Below are 21889 nucleotides of genomic sequence, written 5' to 3'. Positions count from 1 at the left end.
AATGTTTGTAAGAATTATAACATTAAATATATTTAGTTGATATTATTTTATAAAAAAAAGAGCACGACAGAACTGTCGTCACTCATTTTTTCACTAATATTGTCTGAATCGTTGATACCTTTTTTCTAATAAGCTGTCTAGCTCTAATCCTGCTAGTTGTTCTAGTGTTTTAACTAATTCGTGTTTCAAGTAAGTATTAATCGTTACTTGTTCTAGTGTTTTACCCTCTAATTGTTCAGGAATCAATTTATCTACTACCTGTAAATCTTTTAAATCGTAAGAAGTTAATTTCATCATTTCTGCCGCTTCAGAGGCACGACTGCTATCTTTCCATAAAATAGACGCAAAGCCTTCTGGCGATAATATGGAGTATATACTATACTCTAGCATTAATACTGAATCGGCAACACCCAATGCAATGGCACCACCACTACCACCTTCACCACAAAAGACAGAAATAATTGGCACCTTTAAATCACTCATCTCATAAAGATTCCGCGCAATGGCTTCACCTTCACCACGTTCTTCTGCTTCGATTCCACAGAATGCCCCTGGTGTATTAATAAACGTTATAATTGGACGATTGAATTTTTCAGCTTGTTTCATTAAGCGTAGCGCTTTACGGTAACCTTCTGGATGAGGAGAACCAAAATTGCGTTTTAAATTTTCTTCTAAATCACGGCCTTTTTGAATTCCAATTACTGTGACTGGTTGCTCATTAAGATAGGCAATGCCACCGACTACTGCCGCATCATCTCCATAATAACGATCGCCATGAAATTCAATAAATTCATCAAATAATTCTTCTATGTATTGAAGTGGCGTAAAGCGTTTTGGGTGTCTAGCTAAGGCAACAAGTTCGTTAGCTTTCTTTTGTGTTACCATTACCTATTCCCTCCTTGATGAAATGCTAAAAGTTGCGCCAGTATTTTCGTTAATTCATGTCGTGCAACAATTTTATCAACAAAGCCTTTTTTAAGTAAGAACTCCGCCTTTTGAAACTCTTCTGGTAATTCCTGACGAATTGTTTGTTCAATTACACGTCTGCCGGCAAATCCAATGGTCGCTTGAGGTTCCGCTAAAATAATATCCCCTTGCATAGCAAAACTGGCGGTGACACCACCTGTTGTAGGATCTGTTAAAACAGTAATATATAACAAACCTTGTTTAGCATGTCGTTTTACTGCTGCTGAAATTTTTGCCATTTGCATCAGAGAAATAATCCCTTCTTGCATGCGAGCACCTCCAGAAGCGGTGAAGATAATAATCGGTAACTTTAAGTCAGTCGCTCGTTCAAAGGCACGCGTAATTTTTTCACCGACAACATGACCCATACTACCCATGATAAACTGACTGTCCATGATTGCAATGACTACAGGTTGTTGTTCAATTGTTCCTTGCCCTGTAATTACAGCTTCATGCAAACCTGTCGTTGCTTGCATTTTTTTCAACTTCTCTTCATATCCAGGAAAGCTTATAGGATTAACTACCTTAATGTCAGAATCCCATTCTTCAAAAGAATGTTCATCCACCGTCATAAACAATCGTTCACGACAATCTAATCGGAAACAGTACCCGCAATGCTGGCATGTTTTCGTTGTACCCAAATCTTTTGTATAAATAATTTTTTTACAACTAGGACATTTTTCCCATAAATTATCTGGAACTGAAGGTTTTGGCTGTTTATCTTCTTTATTATTTGAAGAAGGGGTTAATTTAATGTATTTTTTCTTTTTAAATAGTGCCACTTGTACTTGCCTCCTTCACCTATGCTTCTTGAGGAAGCCACTGAGGTAAAAATGTTTCTTGTAAAAATGCGGTATTATAATGACCCACTCTAACATCTGGATGACTAATTAAATCCATTTGAAATTCTTGATTAGTCAATACACCTTCAATTACTAACTCAACTAACGCACGATGCATTTTATTTAATGCTTCTTCACGTGTCTTACCATGTGTGATGACTTTGGCAATCATTGAATCATAATAAGGTGGAATCGTATAGCCTTGATAGACCGAACTATCTACTCGAATCCCTAATCCACCTGCAGGTAACAATAACTCGGTAATCTTACCTGGACTAGGTGCAAAATTAAAACTTGGGTTTTCAGCATTAATTCGGCATTCAATAGCATGACCTTGAATCCTAATATCTTCTTGTTTAAGCGTTAAAGGTAGACCACTTGCTACATTTAATTGCTCAGCGACAATATCCACCTGTGTGATCATCTCAGTTACCGGATGCTCAACTTGAATACGTGTATTCATTTCCATAAAGTAAAATTGATTGGATTCATCTACTAAAAATTCAATTGTTCCTGCATTTTCATAGTTTACTGCTTTGGCTGCACGAACAGCTGCTTCACCAATTTGTTGACGAACATCCGTTGGCAAACCAAATGCAGGGGCTTCCTCTAAAACTTTCTGATTATTACGCTGTAATGAACAGTCACGTTCTCCTAAATGAATCACATGACCAAATGCATCACCTAATATTTGTACTTCAATATGTTTTGCTGGATAGATAATTTTTTCTAAATACATGTCTCCGTTACCAAATGCAGCTAATGCTTCTTGTTGAGCTGATTGGAATTGTGCTGTCAACTCTTCCACTGATAAAACTTTACGAATCCCTTTACCTCCACCACCTGCAGCTGCTTTTAGCATGACAGGAAAACCAATTTCTTTGGCAAGTTGATGAGCTTCTTCTGGCGTTTCAATCACACCGTCACTACCTGGAATAACTGGTACACCCGCTTTAATCATCAACGCACGGGCATTAATTTTATTGCCCATCTCATCAATGGTTGTAGCCTTTGGTCCAATAAACTTAATTTGACACGCTTCACACATCTCTGCAAAACGACTATTTTCAGCTAAAAAACCAAATCCTGGATGAATCGCATCTGCCCCTAGGCTAACTGCAGCACTCAGGATATTCTCCATATTTAAGTAAGAATCACTTGAACGAGCTGGCCCAATACAAACAGCTTCATCAGCAAGTTCGGTATGAAGAGCATACCGATCTGCTTCAGAAAAAACCGCCACCGTTTGAATGCCTAGTTCACGACACGTTCTAATAATGCGAACAGCGATTTCACCACGATTGGCAATCAAAACTTTATTAATCATATTATTTAGCTCCGATAATAAATGTCATCAATGCTGAACAAACTACTTTTCCATCTACAGAAGCAGTTGCTTTACCAACACCAATATTCCCTTTACGTTTAATGATTTCCATTTCCATACGTAACACATCACCTGGGACAACTTTTTGACGGAATTTCACTTTATCAATACCACCTAAGTAGCCTGTTTGTCCTTCGAATTCTTCACTCTTTAATAAAGGAATTGAACCTGTTTGTGCAAGTGCTTCTAAAATTAAGACACCTGGCATAACGGCTTCACCTGGGAAATGACCTGGGAAAAACTGTTCATTGTAGGTAACGTTTTTAATCGCGACAACGTGTTTACCAGGTACTAATTCTAGCACACGGTCAACCATCATAATTGGGTAACGATTTGGTATGATTTCCATAATTTCTTGTACATTTAATTGCATTTATTTTTCCTCCTATTGGACAGTGAATAGGGCTTGACCATATTCAACTACTTCTTCATTTTCTATATTAATTTCAACAATCACACCATCGCGATCGCTCACAATTTCGTTCATAACTTTCATTGCTTCGACAATACATAGTACGTCGCCTTTTTTCACACTATCACCAACTGATTTAAATACCGGCTGATCTGGTGCTGGTTTTAAATATGCGACACCTACTAAAGGTGAGGTAATTTGTTCAGCTGTTGTCACAACTGGCGCAGTCTCGGTAACTTGATCTTGCGCGATAGGTTCGCTAACTGTCGATTCTTCCACATTTACTGGAGCAGATACTGCTAGTGGTACAGTGGGTTGAACAAATTCCGCTTTGTCTTTATTTAAAACTAAATGAAAGTCGCCATTGGTTAAATCGATAAATCTTACAGATGATTCATCAAATTGTGTTAATAACTCTCTTAACTCTGAATAATTCATCTTACTCACCTGCCCATTTTTTCAAACATAAAACAGCATTATGGCCACCAAATCCTAAAGAGTTCGTTAATGCGTATTGAACATTACGTTCACGCCCAATATTTGGCACATAATCTAGGTCACATGTTTCATCATCTACTTGATAGTTAATAGTAGGTGGGACAAAATCTTCTTGTAATGCGCCAATACAGGCCATTGCTTCAATCGCTCCTGCTGCTCCTAATAAATGCCCAGTCATCGACTTGCTGCTTGAAATAGCAACTTTATACGCTGCATCACCTAACGCATATTTAATCGCTGTTGTCTCTGCCCCGTCGTTAGTTGGCGTTCCAGTACCATGAGCATTAATGTAGTCTACTTGATCAGGTTTAATACCAGCTTCTTCCATAGCCAACATCATGCAACGTCCTGCCCCAGAACCATCTGGCGTTGGACTCGTCATATGATAAGCATCACTATTAGCACCATACCCTACCACTTCAGCTAAGATATTAGCACCACGCGCTTTAGCATGTTCTAACTCTTCCAGAACCACTACTCCTGCTCCTTCTCCCATGACAAAGCCACCACGTTCTTTATCAAAAGGAATTGACGCACGATTTGGATCTTCAGCTGTTGTTAATGCCGTTAGTGCTGCAAATCCTGAAATACCAATTTCACAAATAGTCGCTTCTGCACCACCCGCAAAAATAACATCTTGATACCCATGCTTAATAGAACGGAACGCATCCCCTATAGCATTAGTTGCCGATGCACACGCGGTAACGACACATGAACAAACGCCTTTAGCACCTAGTTCAATCGAAATATTTCCAGCTGCCATATTGCCGATAGACATTGGGACAAAGAAAGGCGCTACACGCTTAGGTCCACGTTCTTTCATTTTGATTACTTGTTCTTGGATAGTTGTCATACCACCAATCCCAGAGCTAACAATAACGCCAGTACGATGTGGGTCAACATTATCACCAAGAACTAAACCACTATCAGCTAAAGCTTGCTTAGCTGCAGCAATCCCATAAATTGAGAAAGCATCCATACGCTTTGTTTGTTTTTTCTCCATATACAGCGTTGGATCGAAGTCTTTTACTTCGGCTGCTACTGTGACACCTGTTTGGCTAGCGTCAAAACGCTGAATAGGTGCAATCCCGTTTTTCCCAGCTTTTAAGCCTTCCCAAAACGTTTCTGCTGTATTTCCTAAAGGAGTCACTGCCCCTTGTCCTGTAATGACTACTCGTCTTGTATTCATGTGGATCCTCCTATCCATTCATTACCATACCACCGTCAACATTTAATACTTGACCGGTAATATAGCGATTTTCTGATAAGAAGATAGCGGCTTGTGCCACTTCTTCTACTTTACCAAAACGCTTTAAAGGAATTTGTGTTTTGGCTACTTCTTTTACTTTATCACTCAATACATCTGTCATATCAGATTCAATGAAACCTGGTGCAATCGCATTACAAGTAATACCACGCGCTGATAATTCACGAGCGACTGATTTAGTTAAACCAACAACCCCTGCTTTACTTGCCGCGTAATTAGCTTGTCCTGCATTACCTGTTAAACCTACGACACTCGATAAATTAATAATCGTGCCTGATTTTTGTTTCAACATCACACTTGAGACTTGTTGAATAGTATTGAACGTTCCTTTCAAGTTCACATTGATAACTGAATCAAAGTCTTCTTCAGACATGCGCATGATTAATTTATCATTCGTAATGCCGGCATTATTTACTAATACATCCACTGAACCAAACACTTCTTTTGCTTCAGTAATGAGTTTCGCTGCATCTTCCATATTTTGAACATCACCTTGAACATAGTGTGTCTTTACACCTAATTCATTAAATGACTGTAGTAATGTCTCATCTAATGGCTTACGTCCATTAAGCACAATATTAGCGCCTTTTTGGGCAAACGCTAACGCGATCCCATAACCAATACCACGGGTACTCCCCGTTACCACAACTGTTTTATTTATCATTTTGTGTTTCCTCATATTCTTTAATTTTACTTATCAGTTTTTCGAACGTTTGAGAATTCTCAACATTAAAAACGGCTACCTTGCGATCAATTTTTTTCACAAAACTTCGCAATGCTTTACCTGGCCCAACTTCCACAAAGGTATCGATGCCCTTTTCAATCATTGTTTGAACACATTCTTCCCAATAAACAGGAGATTTAATTTGCTTAACCAATGTTGGAGCGATTTCCTCTGCTGATGAAATCACGTGACCATCAACATTCGAAACAACAGGAATGCTCATCTCGTGAATAGCTAGATGAGATAATGCTGTTTCTAACTTATCTGCAGCAGGTGCTAGTAACGGTGTATGGAACGGGCCACTGACATTTAATCTGACAACTTTACTTTTAGGTTGTTCTGATAAACGTTGTTGCGCTTCTTCTACAGCAGCTGTTTCTCCAGAAATAACAATTTGTCCTGGCATATTATAATTAGCCGCTATCACCACTCCATGTGAGCGACTGACTTCTTCACATGTTTGTTCAATGATTTGTCTGTCAACATTCATCACAGCAGCCATCGCACCTTCTCCGCTAGGAACGGCCTCTGTCATCCAGCGACCACGCTTTTGAACAAGACGTAGCGCTTCATCAAATTTAAGTGCACCACTTGCTACCAAAGCTGAATACTCACCTAAACTTAATCCAGCTACCATCTCAGGAATAATTCCTTCTTCACGCAATAAACGATCAATTGCGGTACTTAACGCTAGAACCGCTGGCTGAGTAAATTCTGTTTCATTCAAAGACGATGCTTCATTAAACAGTAATTCCTTCATATCCCAACCTAACGCCTCACTCGCTTCATCGATTGTTTTGGAAAAAGTTTTAGATGTTTCATATAACTCTTTTCCCATACCATGATATTGAGCTCCTTGACCGCTATAAATAAAACCAATTTTCATTGTTTTTTCCCTCTATTCAACCCACGCAGCCATTTTTTGCGTCATCACTTGTTGGCAGTCGTGAACTAATTCTTCCACAATTTCTTGGCACGTTTGATTTTCTTTATTGACCATTCCGGCAATTTGTCCTGACATCATAGAGCTGTTTTTTGTATCTCCATCTACAACCGCACGTTTCAAAGCACCTTTTCCTAGATCTTCTAATAATTCCCAATCTGGATTTTCTTTTCCAGCTTCAATACGTTCTGTTTTGTTATATTCACGTGTTAATTTATTACGTAATCCTCGTACGGGATGACCTGTTGCTAAACCTGTGATATCTGTACTTGTGTCATTTGCTTTTAAAACTGCTTTTTTATAATTTTCATGAATCGTTGATTCTTGTGCAACTAAGAAACGCGTGCCTAATTGTACCGCGTCAACACCTAACATTAAGGCAGCGGCGACACCTCGGCCATCACCAATACCACCTGCAGCAATTACTGGAATGTTAACCGCATCAACAACTTGAGGTACAAGTGCCATTGTCGTTGTCTTCCCAATGTGACCGCCGCCTTCCATTCCTTCAGCTATCACTGCATGAGCACCATCGGATTCCATACGCTTAGCTAAAGCGACAGAAGCAACAACAGGAATAACGGTAATCCCCGCGGCTTTAAATTTTTCCATATATTTCCCTGGAGAACCTGCACCAGTTGTTACCACTTTGACACGTTCTTCACAGACTAAATCAACAATATCGTCAACAAAGGGTGACATTAACATGATGTTGACACCAAACGGTTTATCCGTTAATTGTTTAGCTTTCTCAATTTGTTCTTTTACAAATTCTTTTGGTGCATGTCCTGAAGCAATAATACCTAAACCTCCAGCATTAGATACCGCGCTTGCGAGATTAGCTTCTGCAACCCAAGCCATTGCTCCTTGAATAATAGGATAGTCAATTCCCAACATCTGACATAATTTTGAATTTTTCATCTTTTCACCTTCTCATTTTGGTTGTTTGATAAGTATTCGTTCTGTTTCAACCAACTTCTAATACAAATAGACTTATTATGTTACTCATTCGTCAAAATTCATAGCACATTTTCATCATTTATTACTAAAAGCTTTATAGTTACCAAGTCACCTATTTTTGTCTTTGTAATTAAAAAAGCTTAGAAGCAAGTTCTAAGCTAATTGCTTTCATCTGACTATTTAGCTAATTCGCTATCTACGAATTTCACTAAGTCTTCAACTGTATTAAGACCTTCGTCTGTTTCAATTTTCACGTCAAATTCATCTTCAATATCGTTAATAATTTGGAATAAGTCTAAGCTATCTGCTTCTAATTCTTCACGGAAGTTTGTTGTTAATTGTACTTCCTCTTCTTCTTTACCTAATTGATCCACGATAATTTCTTGAATTTTGTTAAAAGTTGCCATTATAATTTCCTCCGATTTATCTTATGTTTTAATTTTTTATATTACAGTTTGACAACTAGGCTACCCCAGGTCAAACCGCCACCAAATCCTGTTAATAGAATTTGTTGTTTACTGTTTAAGGTGAGTATTTCTTTTTCTACAGCTTCTGATAACAAAATAGGTATCGAGGCTGCTGAAGTATTTGCGAAAAATTCCATATTATCTAGAAATTTTTCTCTAGGAAGTTTGGTTTTTTTAGCCATTGCATCTAGTAAACGTTTGTTTGCTTGATGGGCTAATACATAATCAATTGTTTGATTATCAAGTTGTGCCATTGTGTGACAAATATTTTTTGAGACATCTTTCAATGCAAAGTCGAATATTTGACGACCATCCATTTCTAAATACTGATTTCCTAATAGGTCCCCTTTAAAGAATGGACTTTGATTATTAGTAAAGCCAGCCGTTAAACTGTTAGCTCTTGAGCCATCAGATTGAAGATTCTCTGCCAAAATATGTTTGGTTTCAGTGTTTTCTAACAAAACACCGCCAGCTCCATCACCGAATAATACGGCAGTTGAACGGTCTGTCCAATCAATAACTTTTGACATGGTTTCTGCACCAATAACTATACCTCGTTGATAGTTCCCGCTTTGAATTAACTTATCTGCCATACTTAATGCATAGACAAATCCCGAACACGCTGCGGTGATATCCATCGCAAAAGCATTGTTTGCACCAATTAATCCTTGTACTAAACAAGCTGTTGATGGCATTTGATAATCGGGTGTCACTGTAGCAACTAGAATAAAGTCAATTTGATTTGCCTCAATACCACGTTTGGTTAATAACTGTTGCGCAACATTTGCACACAAATCTGACGTATTCTCATCTGTTACCACATGACGCTGTCTGATGCCTGTTCGCTGATAAATCCATTCATCACTCGTCTCAATCATTGTAGCTAATTCATCATTATGAATGATTTTTTCTGGTACATAGTGAGCGCATTGTGTGATACGTGAATAATTCATCTTGACTCTCCTTAATCCTTACCTAATAACTTTTTTTCAAGAAATCATGTAAGTTGCCTAGTCCTTTGATTAAGGCATTTTTTTCATCTTCATTCATATCGGTTAACGCAGCTTGTACCATTTTTTTATGGAAATGAGCATGCACACGATAAAATAAACGTCCACGATTCGTTAGTTTAAGTCTTACAACGCGACGATCTGATTCACACCGAACGCGTTCAACATAACCCTTTTTTTCCAAATTATTAATCGCAACAGTTAGCGTCCCGACTGTGACGGATAATCGTTTGGCAACCTCTGAAGATGTACGTTCATTATGAAGTCCAATCGCTTCAATTGTGTGCATCTCTTTGATTGATATATCGTCAAATTGACTTTTACGTAATTCAGATTCCTCAATGGTTAAGATGTCATTAAAGACAGCCACTAAAGCGGAATTGATTAAATCAAGATCTGTTCCCATTTGAAACTCCTTCATGAATTTTTTCAAATTAGTTTGAAAATCAAATACTTTGATAATCAAATGATTTGATAGTCAAAGTATATTAGAATAAAAAATAAAATGCAAGGTTTTTTCGTTGTTTTTTTTTTAATACTGATTTTTTTTATATATAGTATCTAAAAAAGCTTTATTTCATACGTTTTTATCAATTTAAAAAAAACAAATAATCTAATCATTATTCATCAGATTATTTGTTTTTTGGATTAGTTATTCATTTTTTTGTTAATCTGTTTTTCAATACATGAACCAAATATACCATTTCGTTAGTTCTCAAATTGGCCGCATTTATACGTATACTTTGAGCATTATCGGTTAATAAAAAACTAGGAAAAACTAATATTTTTTCTTTAAGTAGAAATTCCCAATCGTTGACATTTAGTCTTTCTCCCTCATATGTTAGCCATAAATAATACCCACCTTTTGGCATTTCACAGCGGAACATTGTCCCTAATTCAGACTGAATTAACCGATGCAAAAACGTAACTTTTTGGTACAAATTTTGCCTTAATTGATCGACCAATACGGGGAAATCTGCTGACATCATTAATTGGCTAACAAGCATTTGCGGAAACACCGACAAAGGTTGCTCCCAATCTTCTCTAATTTTCACTAATGCATCTAACACCCGCTGTGGGGCGTTCACCCACCCTAATTGAATCGTTTTCCCCAATACTTTAGTAAGTGAGCCAACATAAATCACATTTTCGCTTGATAATTTTTTTAGTAGGGATTCCTTATTAGTTTTGTAACTTAATAACCCATAGACATCATCTTCTACTATAATCACTTGATATTTTTCGCATAACGCAATGAGCGCTTTTTTTCGCTCTAAGCTCATACTAATAGTCGTTGGATTTTGAAAAGATGGCGTAACAAACAACATCTTTATCGCATTATTTTTTATCATTTTCTCAAGATAAGATAAATTAATGCCATCTTCTTCCATTGGTATCCCAATCGTTTTGATCCCTAAGTTCTCAAACATCGGTAATGAATAAAAATAAGATGGACTTTCAATTGCTACGATATCACCTGTTTTTAATAACGCATTGATAATAAAAAATAAACTTTGTTGTCCCCCAGCGGTTAATAATAGCTCATTGACGTTCATTTGATAATCTAACTGTTGGTCAATAAATTCTACTAGCATATGACGTAACGACGCAATACCAAATGCTTCTGTCTCTACACCTGCTTGTAAAAAATCATGCCATTTCATTTCTTTCAAATTAAACGGTGGAATCATGGTTTGAGGTAATTCACCAGTATAACCGTCGATGATCGTTTCTTCATAACATGTCAATTGGTGTTGTAACGCTTTTTTATATAAATAACTTGGGCTTGTTTCTTCTTCATCAGCTTTTAAAAACCTTCGCCAATTCATCACATAACGACTCTTCACATCAAATTCATGACTAACTAAGGTACCACTTCCCCGCTTCTTAGTCACTATGCCTTCAGCTGCTAATTCATCATACGCCCGAATTATCGTGGAGCGATTGACTTGCAATTGCTCCGACAAGTGACGTTCTGATGGTAAACGATCTCCTGGAATAAGTTCACCTGTCATTATTTTTTGTTTGATAGCTGTGACTAATTGTTGATATAAGGGAACCGAACTTGTTCTTAATACTTGCCACTCCATACACACACCTCACGATTAATTGGATGGGTCCAATATACCCCTACTGGATGTTTTGTGCAAGAGATTTATGTTTTATAATACAGAAAAAGATGTAAATGAAAGAAGGTTCAAGTATGATACCAAACGTTTTAACCATTGCTGGTTCTGATTCAAGCGGAGGAGCTGGCTTACAAGCAGATTTAAAAACATTTCAAGAATACGGTGTCTATGGCTTTAATGCTATTACAAGCATTGTTACGATGGATCCATCCGATAACTGGTCACATCACGTCACACCACTAGCGACCACATTAGTTGAACAACAATTGACAACCATTTTTGCAGGAAAAAACATAACAGCATTAAAAACTGGTATGTTAGGTGATATAGAAACAATTGATTTAACCGCCCACTACATTAAGCAGTTCGATGTGCCTTATGTCGTAATAGACCCTGTAATGGCTTGCAAAGGTACCACAGAATTATTACAACCTGAGAATGTCTTACGTTTAAAAGATCAGCTATTACCGCTTGCAACCGTCGTAACACCTAATTTATTAGAGGCAAAATTTTTAGCTGAAGTTGAGGATATCACCACATTAGACGAAATGAAAGAAGCCGCTAAAAAGATCATTGCGCTTGGAGCAAAAAACGTGGTCATCAAAGGTGGTAAACAGTTCGATTCACAAGAAGCGATAGACTTATTTTATGATGGAGAAACTTTTGTAACTTTAACAAGTCCTAAAATAGAAACTCATCACAATCACGGTGCTGGTTGTACCTTTGCCGCAGCAACAACGGCTGGCTTAGCCAAAGGTCTTTCTCCTTTAGAAGCTGTCAGTTTAGCTAAAGACTTCGTGACAAGTGCTATTCAACACGGTGTCACAATTAATTCTTATGTTGGACACATCTGGCATGGCGCGTACTTCCACGCTGACGAACGTTTACAAGTGGAGGATAAGTGATGGTCAAAAAAATCTTAACAATTGCCGGCTCTGATGCCGGTGGTGGTGCTGGTATACAAGCAGATTTAAAAACATTTGAAGAATTTAACCTCTTTGGTATCAGTACGATCACCGGTATTTTATCGGTGGATCCAACAACCAATCAGCATGAGCTTTTTCAAATTCCATTAGACGTTATCAGTAACCAACTAACTACCGCACTATCAGGTAGAGACATCCGTGTTATCAAAACAGGACTTTTAGGACTACCTGAATTAATTGATTTAATCGTGAAAAATATCGAACGTTTACCACATCTACAATTAGTCGTTGATCCAGTTGCTGCTGTTAAAAGCACCCAAAACTTGTTACAACGTTCATTATTAACACGTATGATAAAACAATTATTCCCATTAGCGACGATTGTAACGCCCAATTTATTGGAAGCTGAGCTCCTAGCTAATCAACGTATTGAAACAATTGAAGAAATGAAAGAAGCGGCTAAAATCATTCATGAGTTAGGACCCAAAGCGGTCGTTATAAAAGGTGGTACCCGTTTATCAGGTGAAGAAGCCCTCGACTTACTGTTTGATGGTAAACAGTTTATACTTTTTCACTCACCTAAACTATCCGTGGAAACTAATCACGGCGCTGGCTGTTCCTTTTCGGCTGCTATTGCGGCCAATTTAGCAAATAATAATGATTTAATCACTTCTGTTAAAGTAGCAAAAGAATTCGTTCATGCTGCGATTAACGAGGGGGTTTATTTAAATAAAAAAACAGGATATGTTTGGCATGGCGCATACCGACATTCACTAAAAGGAGGCGTAACATATGACATCATCTCATCATAATAAATGGTCGATTCGACTTATTATTTTAATTGGCGTTTTTGCAAGCCTTGTAACGATTGCTACGAGCATTAGAATCCCTTTACCTGCTTTAGTCGGCAGCCCGTTTGTTCACTTTGGTAGTAGCGTCTTTTTATTAGCTACTTTATTACTTGGCTTTATCCCCGGTGCACTCGTCGGCTCAATTGGTTTTGCTATCTTTGATATTCTAAACGGATTTGCTGCAGAAGCACCCTACTTTGTGCTGGAAAGTTTTATTGTTGCTGGAATTGTGACCGCTGTTTTTAAATTATTTCATCCATCAACACTAAATTATCTTTATGCAACCATTGCGGGGGCCCTTGCAAAAATAGCGATGACTTTTATGAAAAATATCGTGATGAGCCTATTATTAGGTGCTTCTTTTAATGTGAGTGTAACAAGTAGCATTGGGTCACTATATATTACGATCATCAATGCTTTAACCAGCATCATATTCGTAAGCATCATGTATCCAATATTAAAAAAGATCATAAAAAAACGCTAGAAAATTAATTCTAGCGTTTTTCTTTAGCGGTTAAATAGTATCACCGTTAAAAATTGAATTCTTCACAATTACATAATCTACTTTACGAATCGCTTCTAAATCGCGTCCACCTGCATAAGAGATAGAAGATTGTAAATCTTGTTGCATTTCGTTTAACGTATCAGCTAAAGAACCTTTATGGTTTACCCAAATTTTCTTACCTTCAACGTTTTTCTTTTCACCTTTTTGGAATTCTGAAGCTGATCCGAAATACTCCTTCTTCACAACACCATCTACTACAATCGTTTCACCAGGTGATTCTTCGTGACCAGCAAATAGTGAACCAATCATCACCATGCTTGCTCCAAAGCGGATAGATTTGGCAATATCACCATGTGTACGAATGCCACCATCTGCAATAATTGGTTTACGTGCTGCTTTACTACAACGACGAACGGCCGCTAATTGCCAACCACCTGTTCCAAAACCAGTCTTGATCTTCGTAATACATACTTTACCAGGTCCGATTCCTACTTTCGTCGCATCAGCTCCAGCATTTTCTAATTCGCGTACAGCTTCTGGTGTGCCGACATTTCCTGCAATAACAAAAGTTTCAGGTAATTTTTCTTTAATATATTTAATCATTGAGATCACTGAATCCGAATGTCCATGTGCAATATCTATGGTAATAAATTCAGGTTTTAAATCTGTTTCTACTAATTCATTAATAAAGTCATATTCATAATCTTTTACACCCACACTAATTGAAGCAATTAATCCTTTTTCGTGCATTCTCTTAATAAATGGTGCACGTTTATCCTCTTCAAAACGATGCATAATGTAAAAATAACCATTAGCTGCTAACCATTCTGAAATAGTCTCATCTACAATTGTCTGCATATTTGCAGGTACAACTGGCATTTTGAATGTATGCTGGCCTAGTGTCACGGTTGTGTCACATTCTGAACGGCTATTCACGATACATTTGTTTGGAACCAATTGAATATCCTCATAATCGAAAATTTTCATATTGATAACTCCCTTTATTATTTATTAGATAAAACCGAACATTAAAAACAATTTATCTTTAAAATGTTTTTCTATCCTTAATAAATTTACACTATTTAGTAAATAAAATCAAGAAGAATTCGTTTTATAACAAAATAATACATAATAATGATATTAAATGATTACCTTAACTTTTAATAAAGTTACAAAACAATTAAAACGGTTACATCTATTTATTAGTTTTTTTAATAATCGTTTTACAAAAATAATAATGAGTGGTAATATGCATCTATATTATTGTTTTGGAGGAATTATGATGGATATTACAAACATCGCGATTGGTAAACGCTACAAATGTAGCAGTCCTTTATTTAATCAAGAATTCACTGGGATTGTTGAAAAAGTTTATGATCTTTCTGCATTAGTTGAAGTTGAAAGCTGTGAAGAAAAAGACATTGAAAAATCCGAAGACTTAAATAAGAGATTAGTAGTACCTATATCGAGTATATGCGAATAAAAAATGAGGGACGAAATTTATCGTCCCTCATTTTTTATTTTGTACAGACAAAGAACCAACGAGCTGATTCATCAGTAGGAATGTCGTCTTCAAAATCTGCATAGGTTTCAATTGAACTAAAGTTAGCATTTTCTAGCATTGTATAGTAATTTTCAATTGAATACGTTCTTTCTCGGTGTAATTCATCAAAGCGTAAAAATGATGCTTCATCTTTAACGAAGAACGTCAAGAAATGTTCAATAGTATTTTCTTTTTCACCAGGAAAACTATCCCATAAAAAGGCGAACTCTTCCGTCTGGTAATGATAAGAATAGTCGGGGAAAACTTCATTGACTTGATGTAATGAATGCACATCAAAAATGAATTTACCTCCTTCTTCTAATGCATTATAAACCGTATCAAATACTTGCTGAACCGCTTGTCTATCAGGCATGTAACAAATCGAATCAGAAAAACATGTCACCGCATCATAAGTTCCCACTTCGGATAAATCCATCATATCGCCTTGAACGAATTGAATATCTAATGTTTCTTCCTCTTGCGCCACTCGCGCACTAGCCACCATTAACATTTCTTCTGATAAGTCTAACGCTGTCACATCATAACCTGCTTTAGCAAACTCTACTGCTAACGCGCCTGTTCCACAAGCTAACTCTAGTACTTGTTTCGTTTCAGGATTCAAGTGACGTTTAGAAAAATCTAACCATTCTTCGTAAAGCGTTGTATCCATTACTTCATCATAGACAAAGGCAAAATTTTCATACGTCATCTTATGCAACCCATTCAGTGATATCAACTAAAGGCGCATCTGACCATAATTTTTCTAAATTATAAAAGTCACGTTCTTCTCCGTGGAAGACATGAACAATCACATCGCCTAAGTCGATTAATACCCACTTACCTTTATCTTTTCCTTCTACACGGCCAATTTCAACACCGGCTTCATGTGCTTTTGACACAATTTCAGAGGCAATAGCTGCTACTTGTTTCTCTGAATTACCATGACAAATCACGAAATAATCTGCTAATAGAGAAATACCTCGTACGTCTAAGGCCATAATATCCTCTGCTCTTTTATCGTCTGCTGCAAGAACTGTTTGTTCTAATAATGTTTCACTTGTAATCATAAATTCCTCCTGATGCTTACTTAGATAAATGCGCCACCCATACATTGTATGTTTCAATCGTTTTTGGATAAATCGGCACACCTTTTTCGACTAAATAAGTCAATGTTTTTTGTGTTTCATAAGCGACTGCTTCTACTAAATCAGTTCGTGCTTTTTGGCGAGCTTCTTCAACGCCTGGAAAATCACGACCTTCTTCAATATAATCAGCCACGTAAATAATTTGTTCTAATAAACTCATGTTTGCAGAACCTGTTGTATGATGGCGTACTGCATTTAATATATCTGAATCAGCTATTCCTAATTCATCATGAATAATATCCGCGCCAACTAAGCCATGCCAAATTTCATTGCCAAATTGTGAGATAGCCTCAGGATATAGCTGCTTGTCAATATAAGATTGAAAATCGGTATCTGGTCGTTCTTTACAGTAATCATGAACAAGTGCGGCTATACTAGCTTTTTCGATGTCTTCACCATATTGCTCTGCTAAAGCTATCGCGGCTTTTTCAACTCCTAGCACATGAACAAAACGTTTCTCACTCATTTGTGCATGAACACGTTCTAATAATTCTTCTCTTGTTAAACTAAGATAACGACCACTATACTTCATCTCGATACAAGCCTTCTTTCCTTATATAGTCGATAACAGACGTTGGGAGCATAAAATTCACACTACAATCCGTTGCAATATTGTGACGAATCGTTGTTGAACTAATATCCATTTGAGGAATATCTACCCAAATTAACGGGTAATCACTCTGTACTTCATAACCCGGTCGACGTACTGCCACAAATTGAACCATTTGTTGTAACTCCTCAATATGATACCAATTAGGCAGATCTTCCACCATATCGCCACCAATAATAAAAAAGTAATCAACCTCAGGATGACGTTTTTGTAGTTCCATCATCGTATCAAACGTATAGCTCTTTTGATCCCGTTCAAGTTCGATTGTTTCGATTCCTATATGTGGGAAATCAGTAACTGCTGACGTTAGCATCGCCACACGATGCTTACTATCTAGCGTTTTTTTTCCTTCTTTATGAGGGGGAATGTTCGTTGGCATCAAATAAACTTCATCCAATCCTAACTGGTGATGAACTTGATCAATCATCATCAAATGCGCATAATGGACAGGATTAAAGCTACCGCCCAATATACCCACACGTTTTCTTTGATTTATCGTACTCACTTCTACCTTCACTTGCGTTAAAGGTTCAGAAAATAATTGATTGAAACGATGCATAACAATCACTCCTATTATCTCATTTTATTCACTAATACTGAAAATTGTTGGTATTTTTCTCGGCTAGATGCTTTATAGACCACTAATACACGACCGATAATTTGAACCACGTTTGCTCCAAGTGCTTTTTCAATCACTGCAGCAACATCTTCAGCCACTTCATCTGTGTTTTGTAGTAAGTTAATTTTTATTAATTCTCTTTTTTCTAATGCTTCATCAATTTGAGCTAACATTGGATTGTTTAGCCCACCTTTACCTATTTGAAAAATTGGGTTTAAGTGATGTGCTTGACTGCGTAAGAAACGCTTTTGTTTACCTTTTAAATAGACCATCTATATTTTTCCTCTTCTCTAAATCAATGCTTTACGAACAACAACTGCTACACCTTTAGGCGCATAACCAGCCACAACAGCTTTACCTTTGACAGAAATCCAACCTAGGCCTGAAAAGACAATATCAGTTGAACCATCAATAGAAAATTCGTAACGAACTAATTCTGGGAATTCAGCCACGTCCTCTTGATGTGGAGGGGTTAATAAACCACCTACATGTTTCTCGTAAAAAGCATCAGCTTTTTCTAATTTGGTACGGTGTAAATCTAAATTATTTTCGATATAAACTGTGAATGAATTACGTTCCCCTTTAATGAAATCAAAACGTGCTAATCCACCTAAGAACAGTGTTTGTTCAGGATTTAATTGATACGTTTTGGGTTTGATTTCTTTGTTTGGACTCGTAATTTTTAAATCTTTTTTGCTTAAATAATGCGCCATTTGATGTTGATGAATAATTCCTGGTGTATCGACCAAGAAATGACCATCATCTAATGGAATCTCAATTTTATCTAACGTAGTTCCTGGAAATTGAGACGTTGTAATTAATTCTTGAACGCCTGCTGTTGCTTTGATAATGCCGTTAATAATCGTTGATTTACCAACGTTAGTTACCCCAACTACGTACACGTCTTTACCATCACGGTATTCTTCAATCTTCGCTAATAGCTCAGCCATTTCTGCTGGTTTTTTACCACTTGTTAAATGCACATCAACCGGTCGTAACCCAACTTCATGGGCACGTTCTCGCATCCATTGTGTTAACTTTCCACGTTTTAATGACTTAGGTAGAATATCTACTTTGTTACCCACTAATAAAACAGGATTATTTCCAACGAAACGATGCAATCCTGGGATTAAGCTCCCATTAAAGTCAAAGATATCCACTACATTAACAATCAATGCATCTTCGTTACCGATAGAATTAAGTAAACGTAAGAAATCATCATCTGTTAAACTAATATCTTGGATTTCATTATAATGTCTTAATCTAAAACAACGCTGACAGTAAACATCACCTGTTTCTAAGCCTTTATCTAGTGCTGATTGAGGGGTATATCCCAACTCATCTTTGTTTTCGGTTTGAATGGTTGCGCCACACCCAATACATTTAATCTCTTCTAATAATTCTTCGCTCATCCTAAATCACTTCTCCACTTCATATCTTGATGTTGTTTCGCTAATGATTTCATGACCACTTTTTCCATTGCACGATTCAACTGTGTCTTCCACGAGTCAGTATTCACGATGGGTTTGACTAAAATAGAGCGTACACCTGCTCCATTTGAAGCTCTGACATCTGTCATTACCTGATCGCCTACCATGACAACTTCATGTGCTGTTAATCCTAATTTTTCAACGCCTTCTTTAATCCCTTTACTAAAAGGTTTCATCGCATTGGCAACAAAATCAAGTTGCAACGATTCTAACGCTTTTTGGACACGTTCTGGATTATTATTCGACACGACTATGACGTTGATACCTGCTTGATTCATCGTCGCAATCCATTGACGTAATTCATCCGTACCTTCAGGGTTATTCCACGCAATTAAGGTATTATCCAAATCGGTTAAAATACCTTTAATTTGATGTTTAGCTAATTGTTCCGGTGTTAGTTGGTAAATGGCTTCCAACATCCAGGTCGGTTTATGTTTAGAAAACATGAAATCTCCTTTCAAACAAGCCATGCTTGTTAGCTATGTTTTAACTTTAATTATAGCTTATTCAAGTTATTTTTTCATTAATTTGGGACAATCAATAGCCATAAAAAAAGTTGTGATCCCGTTGGTCACAACTTCATCTGTCCCAATTGATAAACTGCTATAAGTCTAAATATTTTTCAATAATTTCCCATGCTTGTTCTTTGCCTTGCTTGGTTTCAGATGAGAACATTACAAAATCATCTTCAGGTTGGAATCCTAACCCTTTTTTAACCAACGATTCGTGTTTGTTCCATTTTCCTCGTGGGATCTTATCAATTTTTGTTGCGACAACAATGGTTGGAATATCGTAGTATTTCAAAAATTCATACATTTGAATGTCTTCTTTGCTTGGCGCATGTCGACTGTCAACGACCACAATTCCTGCACGCAATTCTTCACGTTGTGTAAAGTACGTTTCAATCATTGGTCCCCATTTAGCTTTTTCCGTCTTAGAAACCTTCGCGTAACCATAGCCTGGTACATCCACAAAATGAAATTTATTCTCAATTAAGTAAAAGTTCAAGGTTTGCGTTTTTCCTGGTTTACTTGAGGTTCTTGCTAAATTTTTACGATTGATTAACGTATTGATAAATGATGATTTCCCTACGTTCGAACGTCCAGCTAAAGCAATTTCTGGTAATCCTGTATCGGGATATTGCTTAGGTGCCACGGCACTAATTAAAATTTCTGCTTGATTCACTTGCATTTAAATTCACCTCATCTACTTCATAAAAAAAGTTGGAAGTCCTATGGTAGCGTTCATTTATTTTGAGCGCATTCCTTTATGGCCTTCCAACAATCAACTGTCTATAACGTTTACTCAGCTGCTTTTTCAGAAGCTTCGTTTTTTAACACTAACAATGGTTCAGCTAAATCTTCAACTGTTGCTTTGGTCACAACAACTTTTTCGACATCTTCACGATGTGGAATCTCAAACATGATATCCATCATAACATTCTCCATAATTGAGCGTAAGCCACGCGCTCCTGTATTACGTTCGATTGCCTGATTAGCAATTGATTTTAATGCGTCTTCTTCAATTTCTAATTCTACTCCATCGATGTCAAATAATTTTTTGTACTGTTTAACTAAGGCATTTTTGGGTTCGGTTAACACACGAACTAAGTCGTCTTCTGTTAACTTCTCTAACGCTGCCATCACAGGTAAACGCCCGATAAATTCAGGGATTAAACCGAATTTCAATAAATCTTCTGGAATAATCTCTTGCATTAAACTTTGGTTCTCATCTAATTTCTTAGATGATGTGCCAAAACCGATTACTTTATCCCCTAATCGCTCTTTTACCATCGTTTCAATACCGTCAAATGCCCCACCTACGATAAATAATATATTTGTCGTATCGATTTGAATGAACTCTTGTTGTGGGTGCTTACGTCCACCTTGTGGCGGTACACTTGCAACCGTTCCTTCTAGAATCTTCAATAAAGCTTGTTGCACACCTTCACCTGAAACATCACGTGTAATTGAGACATTTTCACTCTTACGAGCAATTTTATCAATCTCATCAATATAAATAATCCCACGTTCTGCGCGTTCCACATTGAAGTCCGCTGCTTGTAACAGTTTTAATAAAATGTTTTCAACGTCTTCCCCAACGTATCCTGCTTCAGTTAAACTTGTGGCATCAGCAATAGCAAACGGTACATCTAATGTTTTAGCTAATGATTGTGCAATAAATGTTTTACCAGATCCAGTTGGACCAATTAAACAAATATTACTTTTTTGTAGTTCAATATCATCATTTTCTTCTGTATCCATTGCTGTGATACGTTTGTAGTGATTATAAACGGCTACCGAAAGAACTTTCTTAGCACGCGTTTGACCAATCACATAGTTATTTAAAAAGTCCAAAATTTCATTTGGTTTTGGTACTTCTAAAAATTCTTGGACTGATGCTTCATATAATTCTTCATCCATTATATTTTTGCATAATTCAATACATTCATTACAAATATATACACCGGGACCAGCGACAATTTTACGTACCTCATCTTGTGGCTTTCCACAAAAAGAACAGCGTACTGTATTGTTCCCATCCATTGTTTCATCATACATATTTTTCCTGGCCTCCTCACCTTACTCTTCAATT

The 21889-nt window shown here is 37.0% G+C and carries 27 protein-coding genes; 4 read left to right on the top strand and 23 right to left on the bottom strand.

Features of this window, described 5'->3' with window-relative positions; all coding sequences use genetic code 11:
• Positions 1-93 precede the first annotated feature (93 nt).
• The 13 genes from E4Z98_RS03055 to E4Z98_RS02995 all read right to left on the bottom strand — a co-directional run bounded on the left by E4Z98_RS03055 (position 94) and on the right by E4Z98_RS02995 (position 11566).
• Positions 94-885 carry an acetyl-CoA carboxylase carboxyl transferase subunit alpha gene (locus tag E4Z98_RS03055; protein WP_135254064.1) on the bottom strand — a complete coding sequence of 264 codons (792 nt, stop codon included), beginning with the start codon at positions 883-885 and terminating at the stop codon, positions 94-96.
• Positions 885-1748: an acetyl-CoA carboxylase, carboxyltransferase subunit beta gene (gene accD, locus E4Z98_RS03050; RefSeq protein ID WP_135254066.1), complete on the bottom strand. Its 864-nt coding sequence runs from the start codon at positions 1746-1748 to the stop codon at positions 885-887. The genes E4Z98_RS03055 and accD overlap by 1 nt, the downstream gene beginning before the upstream one ends.
• Before the next feature lie 19 nt (positions 1749-1767).
• Positions 1768-3135, bottom strand: coding sequence for an acetyl-CoA carboxylase biotin carboxylase subunit (locus tag E4Z98_RS03045; protein ID WP_135254068.1), 1368 nt, complete (start codon positions 3133-3135; stop codon positions 1768-1770).
• 1 nt (position 3136) lies between these two features.
• A complete protein-coding gene (gene fabZ, locus E4Z98_RS03040) occupies positions 3137-3568 on the bottom strand; it encodes a 3-hydroxyacyl-ACP dehydratase FabZ (protein WP_135254069.1) in 432 nt (143 codons plus the stop codon).
• A gap of 12 nt (positions 3569-3580) precedes the next feature.
• A complete protein-coding gene (gene accB / locus E4Z98_RS03035) occupies positions 3581-4045 on the bottom strand; it encodes an acetyl-CoA carboxylase biotin carboxyl carrier protein (RefSeq protein WP_135254071.1) in 465 nt (154 codons plus the stop codon).
• Position 4046: 1 nt separating this feature from the next.
• Entirely contained in the window at positions 4047-5294 is a 1248-nt protein-coding gene (fabF, locus tag E4Z98_RS03030) for a beta-ketoacyl-ACP synthase II (protein ID WP_135254072.1), read from the bottom strand.
• A gap of 10 nt (positions 5295-5304) precedes the next feature.
• Positions 5305-6036 carry a 3-oxoacyl-[acyl-carrier-protein] reductase gene (gene fabG / locus E4Z98_RS03025; protein WP_241856722.1) on the bottom strand — a complete coding sequence of 244 codons (732 nt, stop codon included), beginning with the start codon at positions 6034-6036 and terminating at the stop codon, positions 5305-5307.
• Positions 6026-6982, bottom strand: a complete 957-nt coding sequence (gene fabD, locus E4Z98_RS03020) for an ACP S-malonyltransferase (protein WP_135254076.1) — start codon at positions 6980-6982, stop codon at positions 6026-6028. Before fabD ends, fabG begins: the two co-directional genes overlap by 11 nt.
• A 12-nt stretch (positions 6983-6994) precedes the next feature.
• A complete protein-coding gene (gene fabK / locus E4Z98_RS03015) occupies positions 6995-7960 on the bottom strand; it encodes an enoyl-[acyl-carrier-protein] reductase FabK (RefSeq protein ID WP_135254078.1) in 966 nt (321 codons plus the stop codon).
• Between the two features lie 215 nt (positions 7961-8175).
• Positions 8176-8406 (bottom strand): acyl carrier protein, encoded by a 231-nt coding sequence (locus E4Z98_RS03010; protein WP_135254079.1) that lies wholly within the window; start codon positions 8404-8406, stop codon positions 8176-8178.
• Between the two features lie 41 nt (positions 8407-8447).
• Entirely contained in the window at positions 8448-9419 is a 972-nt protein-coding gene (locus E4Z98_RS03005) for a beta-ketoacyl-ACP synthase III (protein ID WP_135254081.1), read from the bottom strand.
• Between the two features lie 22 nt (positions 9420-9441).
• Positions 9442-9882 (bottom strand): fatty acid biosynthesis transcriptional regulator FabT, encoded by a 441-nt coding sequence (gene fabT, locus E4Z98_RS03000; RefSeq protein WP_135254083.1) that lies wholly within the window; start codon positions 9880-9882, stop codon positions 9442-9444.
• 250 nt (positions 9883-10132) lie between these two features.
• On the bottom strand, positions 10133-11566 hold the full coding sequence (locus E4Z98_RS02995) for an aminotransferase-like domain-containing protein (RefSeq protein WP_135254084.1): 1434 nt from the start codon (positions 11564-11566) through the stop codon (positions 10133-10135).
• A gap of 113 nt (positions 11567-11679) precedes the next feature.
• Between E4Z98_RS02995 and thiD (E4Z98_RS02990) the strand changes: the two genes are divergently transcribed.
• The 3 genes from thiD (E4Z98_RS02990) to E4Z98_RS02980 are packed head-to-tail and all read left to right on the top strand — an operon-like array spanning position 11680 to position 13866.
• Positions 11680-12510 (top strand): bifunctional hydroxymethylpyrimidine kinase/phosphomethylpyrimidine kinase, encoded by an 831-nt coding sequence (gene thiD / locus E4Z98_RS02990; protein WP_135254086.1) that lies wholly within the window; start codon positions 11680-11682, stop codon positions 12508-12510.
• Positions 12510-13343 carry a bifunctional hydroxymethylpyrimidine kinase/phosphomethylpyrimidine kinase gene (gene thiD, locus E4Z98_RS02985; RefSeq protein WP_135254087.1) on the top strand — a complete coding sequence of 278 codons (834 nt, stop codon included), beginning with the start codon at positions 12510-12512 and terminating at the stop codon, positions 13341-13343. Before thiD (E4Z98_RS02990) ends, thiD (E4Z98_RS02985) begins: the two co-directional genes overlap by 1 nt.
• Positions 13324-13866, top strand: a complete 543-nt coding sequence (locus E4Z98_RS02980; RefSeq protein ID WP_135254089.1) for an ECF transporter S component — start codon at positions 13324-13326, stop codon at positions 13864-13866. The genes thiD (E4Z98_RS02985) and E4Z98_RS02980 overlap by 20 nt, the downstream gene beginning before the upstream one ends.
• A gap of 30 nt (positions 13867-13896) precedes the next feature.
• On the opposite strand, the gene guaC is transcribed toward E4Z98_RS02980, so the two are convergent.
• Entirely contained in the window at positions 13897-14874 is a 978-nt protein-coding gene (gene guaC / locus E4Z98_RS02975; RefSeq protein WP_135254091.1) for a GMP reductase, read from the bottom strand.
• A gap of 292 nt (positions 14875-15166) precedes the next feature.
• Between guaC and E4Z98_RS02970 the strand changes: the two genes are divergently transcribed.
• The gene (locus E4Z98_RS02970) at positions 15167-15370 is read left to right on the top strand and encodes a DUF2187 domain-containing protein (protein ID WP_135961170.1); all 204 of its coding nucleotides are present in this window, start codon (positions 15167-15169) and stop codon (positions 15368-15370) included.
• A gap of 34 nt (positions 15371-15404) precedes the next feature.
• Here E4Z98_RS02970 and E4Z98_RS02965 read toward each other — a convergent pair whose 3' ends face one another.
• The 9 genes from E4Z98_RS02965 to clpX all read right to left on the bottom strand — a co-directional run bounded on the left by E4Z98_RS02965 (position 15405) and on the right by clpX (position 21855).
• On the bottom strand, positions 15405-16139 hold the full coding sequence (locus tag E4Z98_RS02965; protein WP_135254095.1) for a class I SAM-dependent DNA methyltransferase: 735 nt from the start codon (positions 16137-16139) through the stop codon (positions 15405-15407).
• Position 16140: 1 nt separating this feature from the next.
• A complete protein-coding gene (gene rsfS / locus E4Z98_RS02960; protein ID WP_135254097.1) occupies positions 16141-16497 on the bottom strand; it encodes a ribosome silencing factor in 357 nt (118 codons plus the stop codon).
• A 16-nt stretch (positions 16498-16513) separates the two neighbouring features.
• A complete protein-coding gene (gene yqeK / locus E4Z98_RS02955) occupies positions 16514-17107 on the bottom strand; it encodes a bis(5'-nucleosyl)-tetraphosphatase (symmetrical) YqeK (RefSeq protein ID WP_135254099.1) in 594 nt (197 codons plus the stop codon).
• The gene (locus E4Z98_RS02950) at positions 17097-17744 is read right to left on the bottom strand and encodes a nicotinate-nucleotide adenylyltransferase (protein ID WP_135254101.1); all 648 of its coding nucleotides are present in this window, start codon (positions 17742-17744) and stop codon (positions 17097-17099) included. Before E4Z98_RS02950 ends, yqeK begins: the two co-directional genes overlap by 11 nt.
• 14 nt (positions 17745-17758) lie before the next feature.
• Positions 17759-18076 (bottom strand): ribosome assembly RNA-binding protein YhbY, encoded by a 318-nt coding sequence (yhbY, locus tag E4Z98_RS02945; protein WP_135254102.1) that lies wholly within the window; start codon positions 18074-18076, stop codon positions 17759-17761.
• Positions 18077-18094: 18 nt separating this feature from the next.
• Positions 18095-19216, bottom strand: coding sequence for a ribosome biogenesis GTPase YqeH (yqeH, locus tag E4Z98_RS02940; protein ID WP_135254104.1), 1122 nt, complete (start codon positions 19214-19216; stop codon positions 18095-18097).
• On the bottom strand, positions 19213-19740 hold the full coding sequence (locus E4Z98_RS02935) for a YqeG family HAD IIIA-type phosphatase (RefSeq protein ID WP_135254106.1): 528 nt from the start codon (positions 19738-19740) through the stop codon (positions 19213-19215). Before E4Z98_RS02935 ends, yqeH begins: the two co-directional genes overlap by 4 nt.
• 157 nt (positions 19741-19897) lie before the next feature.
• Complete coding sequence (gene yihA, locus E4Z98_RS02930; RefSeq protein ID WP_135254108.1) at positions 19898-20485, bottom strand: ribosome biogenesis GTP-binding protein YihA/YsxC; 588 nt, start codon at positions 20483-20485, stop codon at positions 19898-19900.
• A gap of 110 nt (positions 20486-20595) precedes the next feature.
• Positions 20596-21855: an ATP-dependent Clp protease ATP-binding subunit ClpX gene (gene clpX / locus E4Z98_RS02925; protein WP_135254109.1), complete on the bottom strand. Its 1260-nt coding sequence runs from the start codon at positions 21853-21855 to the stop codon at positions 20596-20598.
• Positions 21856-21889: the final 34 nt, after the last annotated feature.

It is taken from the genome of Vagococcus xieshaowenii, assembly GCF_004792515.1.
GTDB classification, from domain to species: Bacteria; Bacillota; Bacilli; order Lactobacillales; family Vagococcaceae; genus Vagococcus_A; species Vagococcus_A xieshaowenii.
The sequence above is the reverse complement of the archived record's forward strand: the minus strand, read 5'-3'. Positions and strand labels throughout refer to the sequence as shown.

Bases quoted from the DNA above. Each gene is read 5' to 3' on its own strand.
- E4Z98_RS03055 (WP_135254064.1), bottom strand. From the start codon at position 885: ATGGTAACACAAAAGAAAGCTAACGAACTTGTTGCCTTAGCTAGACAC.
- E4Z98_RS03045 (WP_135254068.1), bottom strand. From the start codon at position 3,135: ATGATTAATAAAGTTTTGATTGCCAATCGTGGTGAAATCGCTGTTCGC.
- fabZ (WP_135254069.1), bottom strand. From the start codon at position 3,568: ATGCAATTAAATGTACAAGAAATTATGGAAATCATACCAAATCGTTAC.
- accB (WP_135254071.1), bottom strand. From the start codon at position 4,045: ATGAATTATTCAGAGTTAAGAGAGTTATTAACACAATTTGATGAATCA.
- fabF (WP_135254072.1), bottom strand. From the start codon at position 5,294: ATGAATACAAGACGAGTAGTCATTACAGGACAAGGGGCAGTGACTCCT.
- fabG (WP_241856722.1), bottom strand. From the start codon at position 6,036: ATGATAAATAAAACAGTTGTGGTAACGGGGAGTACCCGTGGTATTGGT.
- fabD (WP_135254076.1), bottom strand. From the start codon at position 6,982: ATGAAAATTGGTTTTATTTATAGCGGTCAAGGAGCTCAATATCATGGT.
- fabK (WP_135254078.1), bottom strand. From the start codon at position 7,960: ATGAAAAATTCAAAATTATGTCAGATGTTGGGAATTGACTATCCTATT.
- E4Z98_RS03010 (WP_135254079.1), bottom strand. From the start codon at position 8,406: ATGGCAACTTTTAACAAAATTCAAGAAATTATCGTGGATCAATTAGGT.
- E4Z98_RS03005 (WP_135254081.1), bottom strand. From the start codon at position 9,419: ATGAATTATTCACGTATCACACAATGCGCTCACTATGTACCAGAAAAA.
- fabT (WP_135254083.1), bottom strand. From the start codon at position 9,882: ATGGGAACAGATCTTGATTTAATCAATTCCGCTTTAGTGGCTGTCTTT.
- E4Z98_RS02995 (WP_135254084.1), bottom strand. From the start codon at position 11,566: ATGGAGTGGCAAGTATTAAGAACAAGTTCGGTTCCCTTATATCAACAA.
- thiD (WP_135254086.1), top strand. From the start codon at position 11,680: ATGATACCAAACGTTTTAACCATTGCTGGTTCTGATTCAAGCGGAGGA.
- thiD (WP_135254087.1), top strand. From the start codon at position 12,510: ATGGTCAAAAAAATCTTAACAATTGCCGGCTCTGATGCCGGTGGTGGT.
- E4Z98_RS02980 (WP_135254089.1), top strand. From the start codon at position 13,324: ATGACATCATCTCATCATAATAAATGGTCGATTCGACTTATTATTTTA.
- guaC (WP_135254091.1), bottom strand. From the start codon at position 14,874: ATGAAAATTTTCGATTATGAGGATATTCAATTGGTTCCAAACAAATGT.
- E4Z98_RS02970 (WP_135961170.1), top strand. From the start codon at position 15,167: ATGATGGATATTACAAACATCGCGATTGGTAAACGCTACAAATGTAGC.
- E4Z98_RS02965 (WP_135254095.1), bottom strand. From the start codon at position 16,139: ATGACGTATGAAAATTTTGCCTTTGTCTATGATGAAGTAATGGATACA.
- rsfS (WP_135254097.1), bottom strand. From the start codon at position 16,497: ATGATTACAAGTGAAACATTATTAGAACAAACAGTTCTTGCAGCAGAC.
- yqeK (WP_135254099.1), bottom strand. From the start codon at position 17,107: ATGAAGTATAGTGGTCGTTATCTTAGTTTAACAAGAGAAGAATTATTA.
- E4Z98_RS02950 (WP_135254101.1), bottom strand. From the start codon at position 17,744: ATGCATCGTTTCAATCAATTATTTTCTGAACCTTTAACGCAAGTGAAG.
- yhbY (WP_135254102.1), bottom strand. From the start codon at position 18,076: ATGGTCTATTTAAAAGGTAAACAAAAGCGTTTCTTACGCAGTCAAGCA.
- yqeH (WP_135254104.1), bottom strand. From the start codon at position 19,216: ATGAGCGAAGAATTATTAGAAGAGATTAAATGTATTGGGTGTGGCGCA.
- E4Z98_RS02935 (WP_135254106.1), bottom strand. From the start codon at position 19,740: ATGTTTTCTAAACATAAACCGACCTGGATGTTGGAAGCCATTTACCAA.
- yihA (WP_135254108.1), bottom strand. From the start codon at position 20,485: ATGCAAGTGAATCAAGCAGAAATTTTAATTAGTGCCGTGGCACCTAAG.
- clpX (WP_135254109.1), bottom strand. From the start codon at position 21,855: ATGTATGATGAAACAATGGATGGGAACAATACAGTACGCTGTTCTTTT.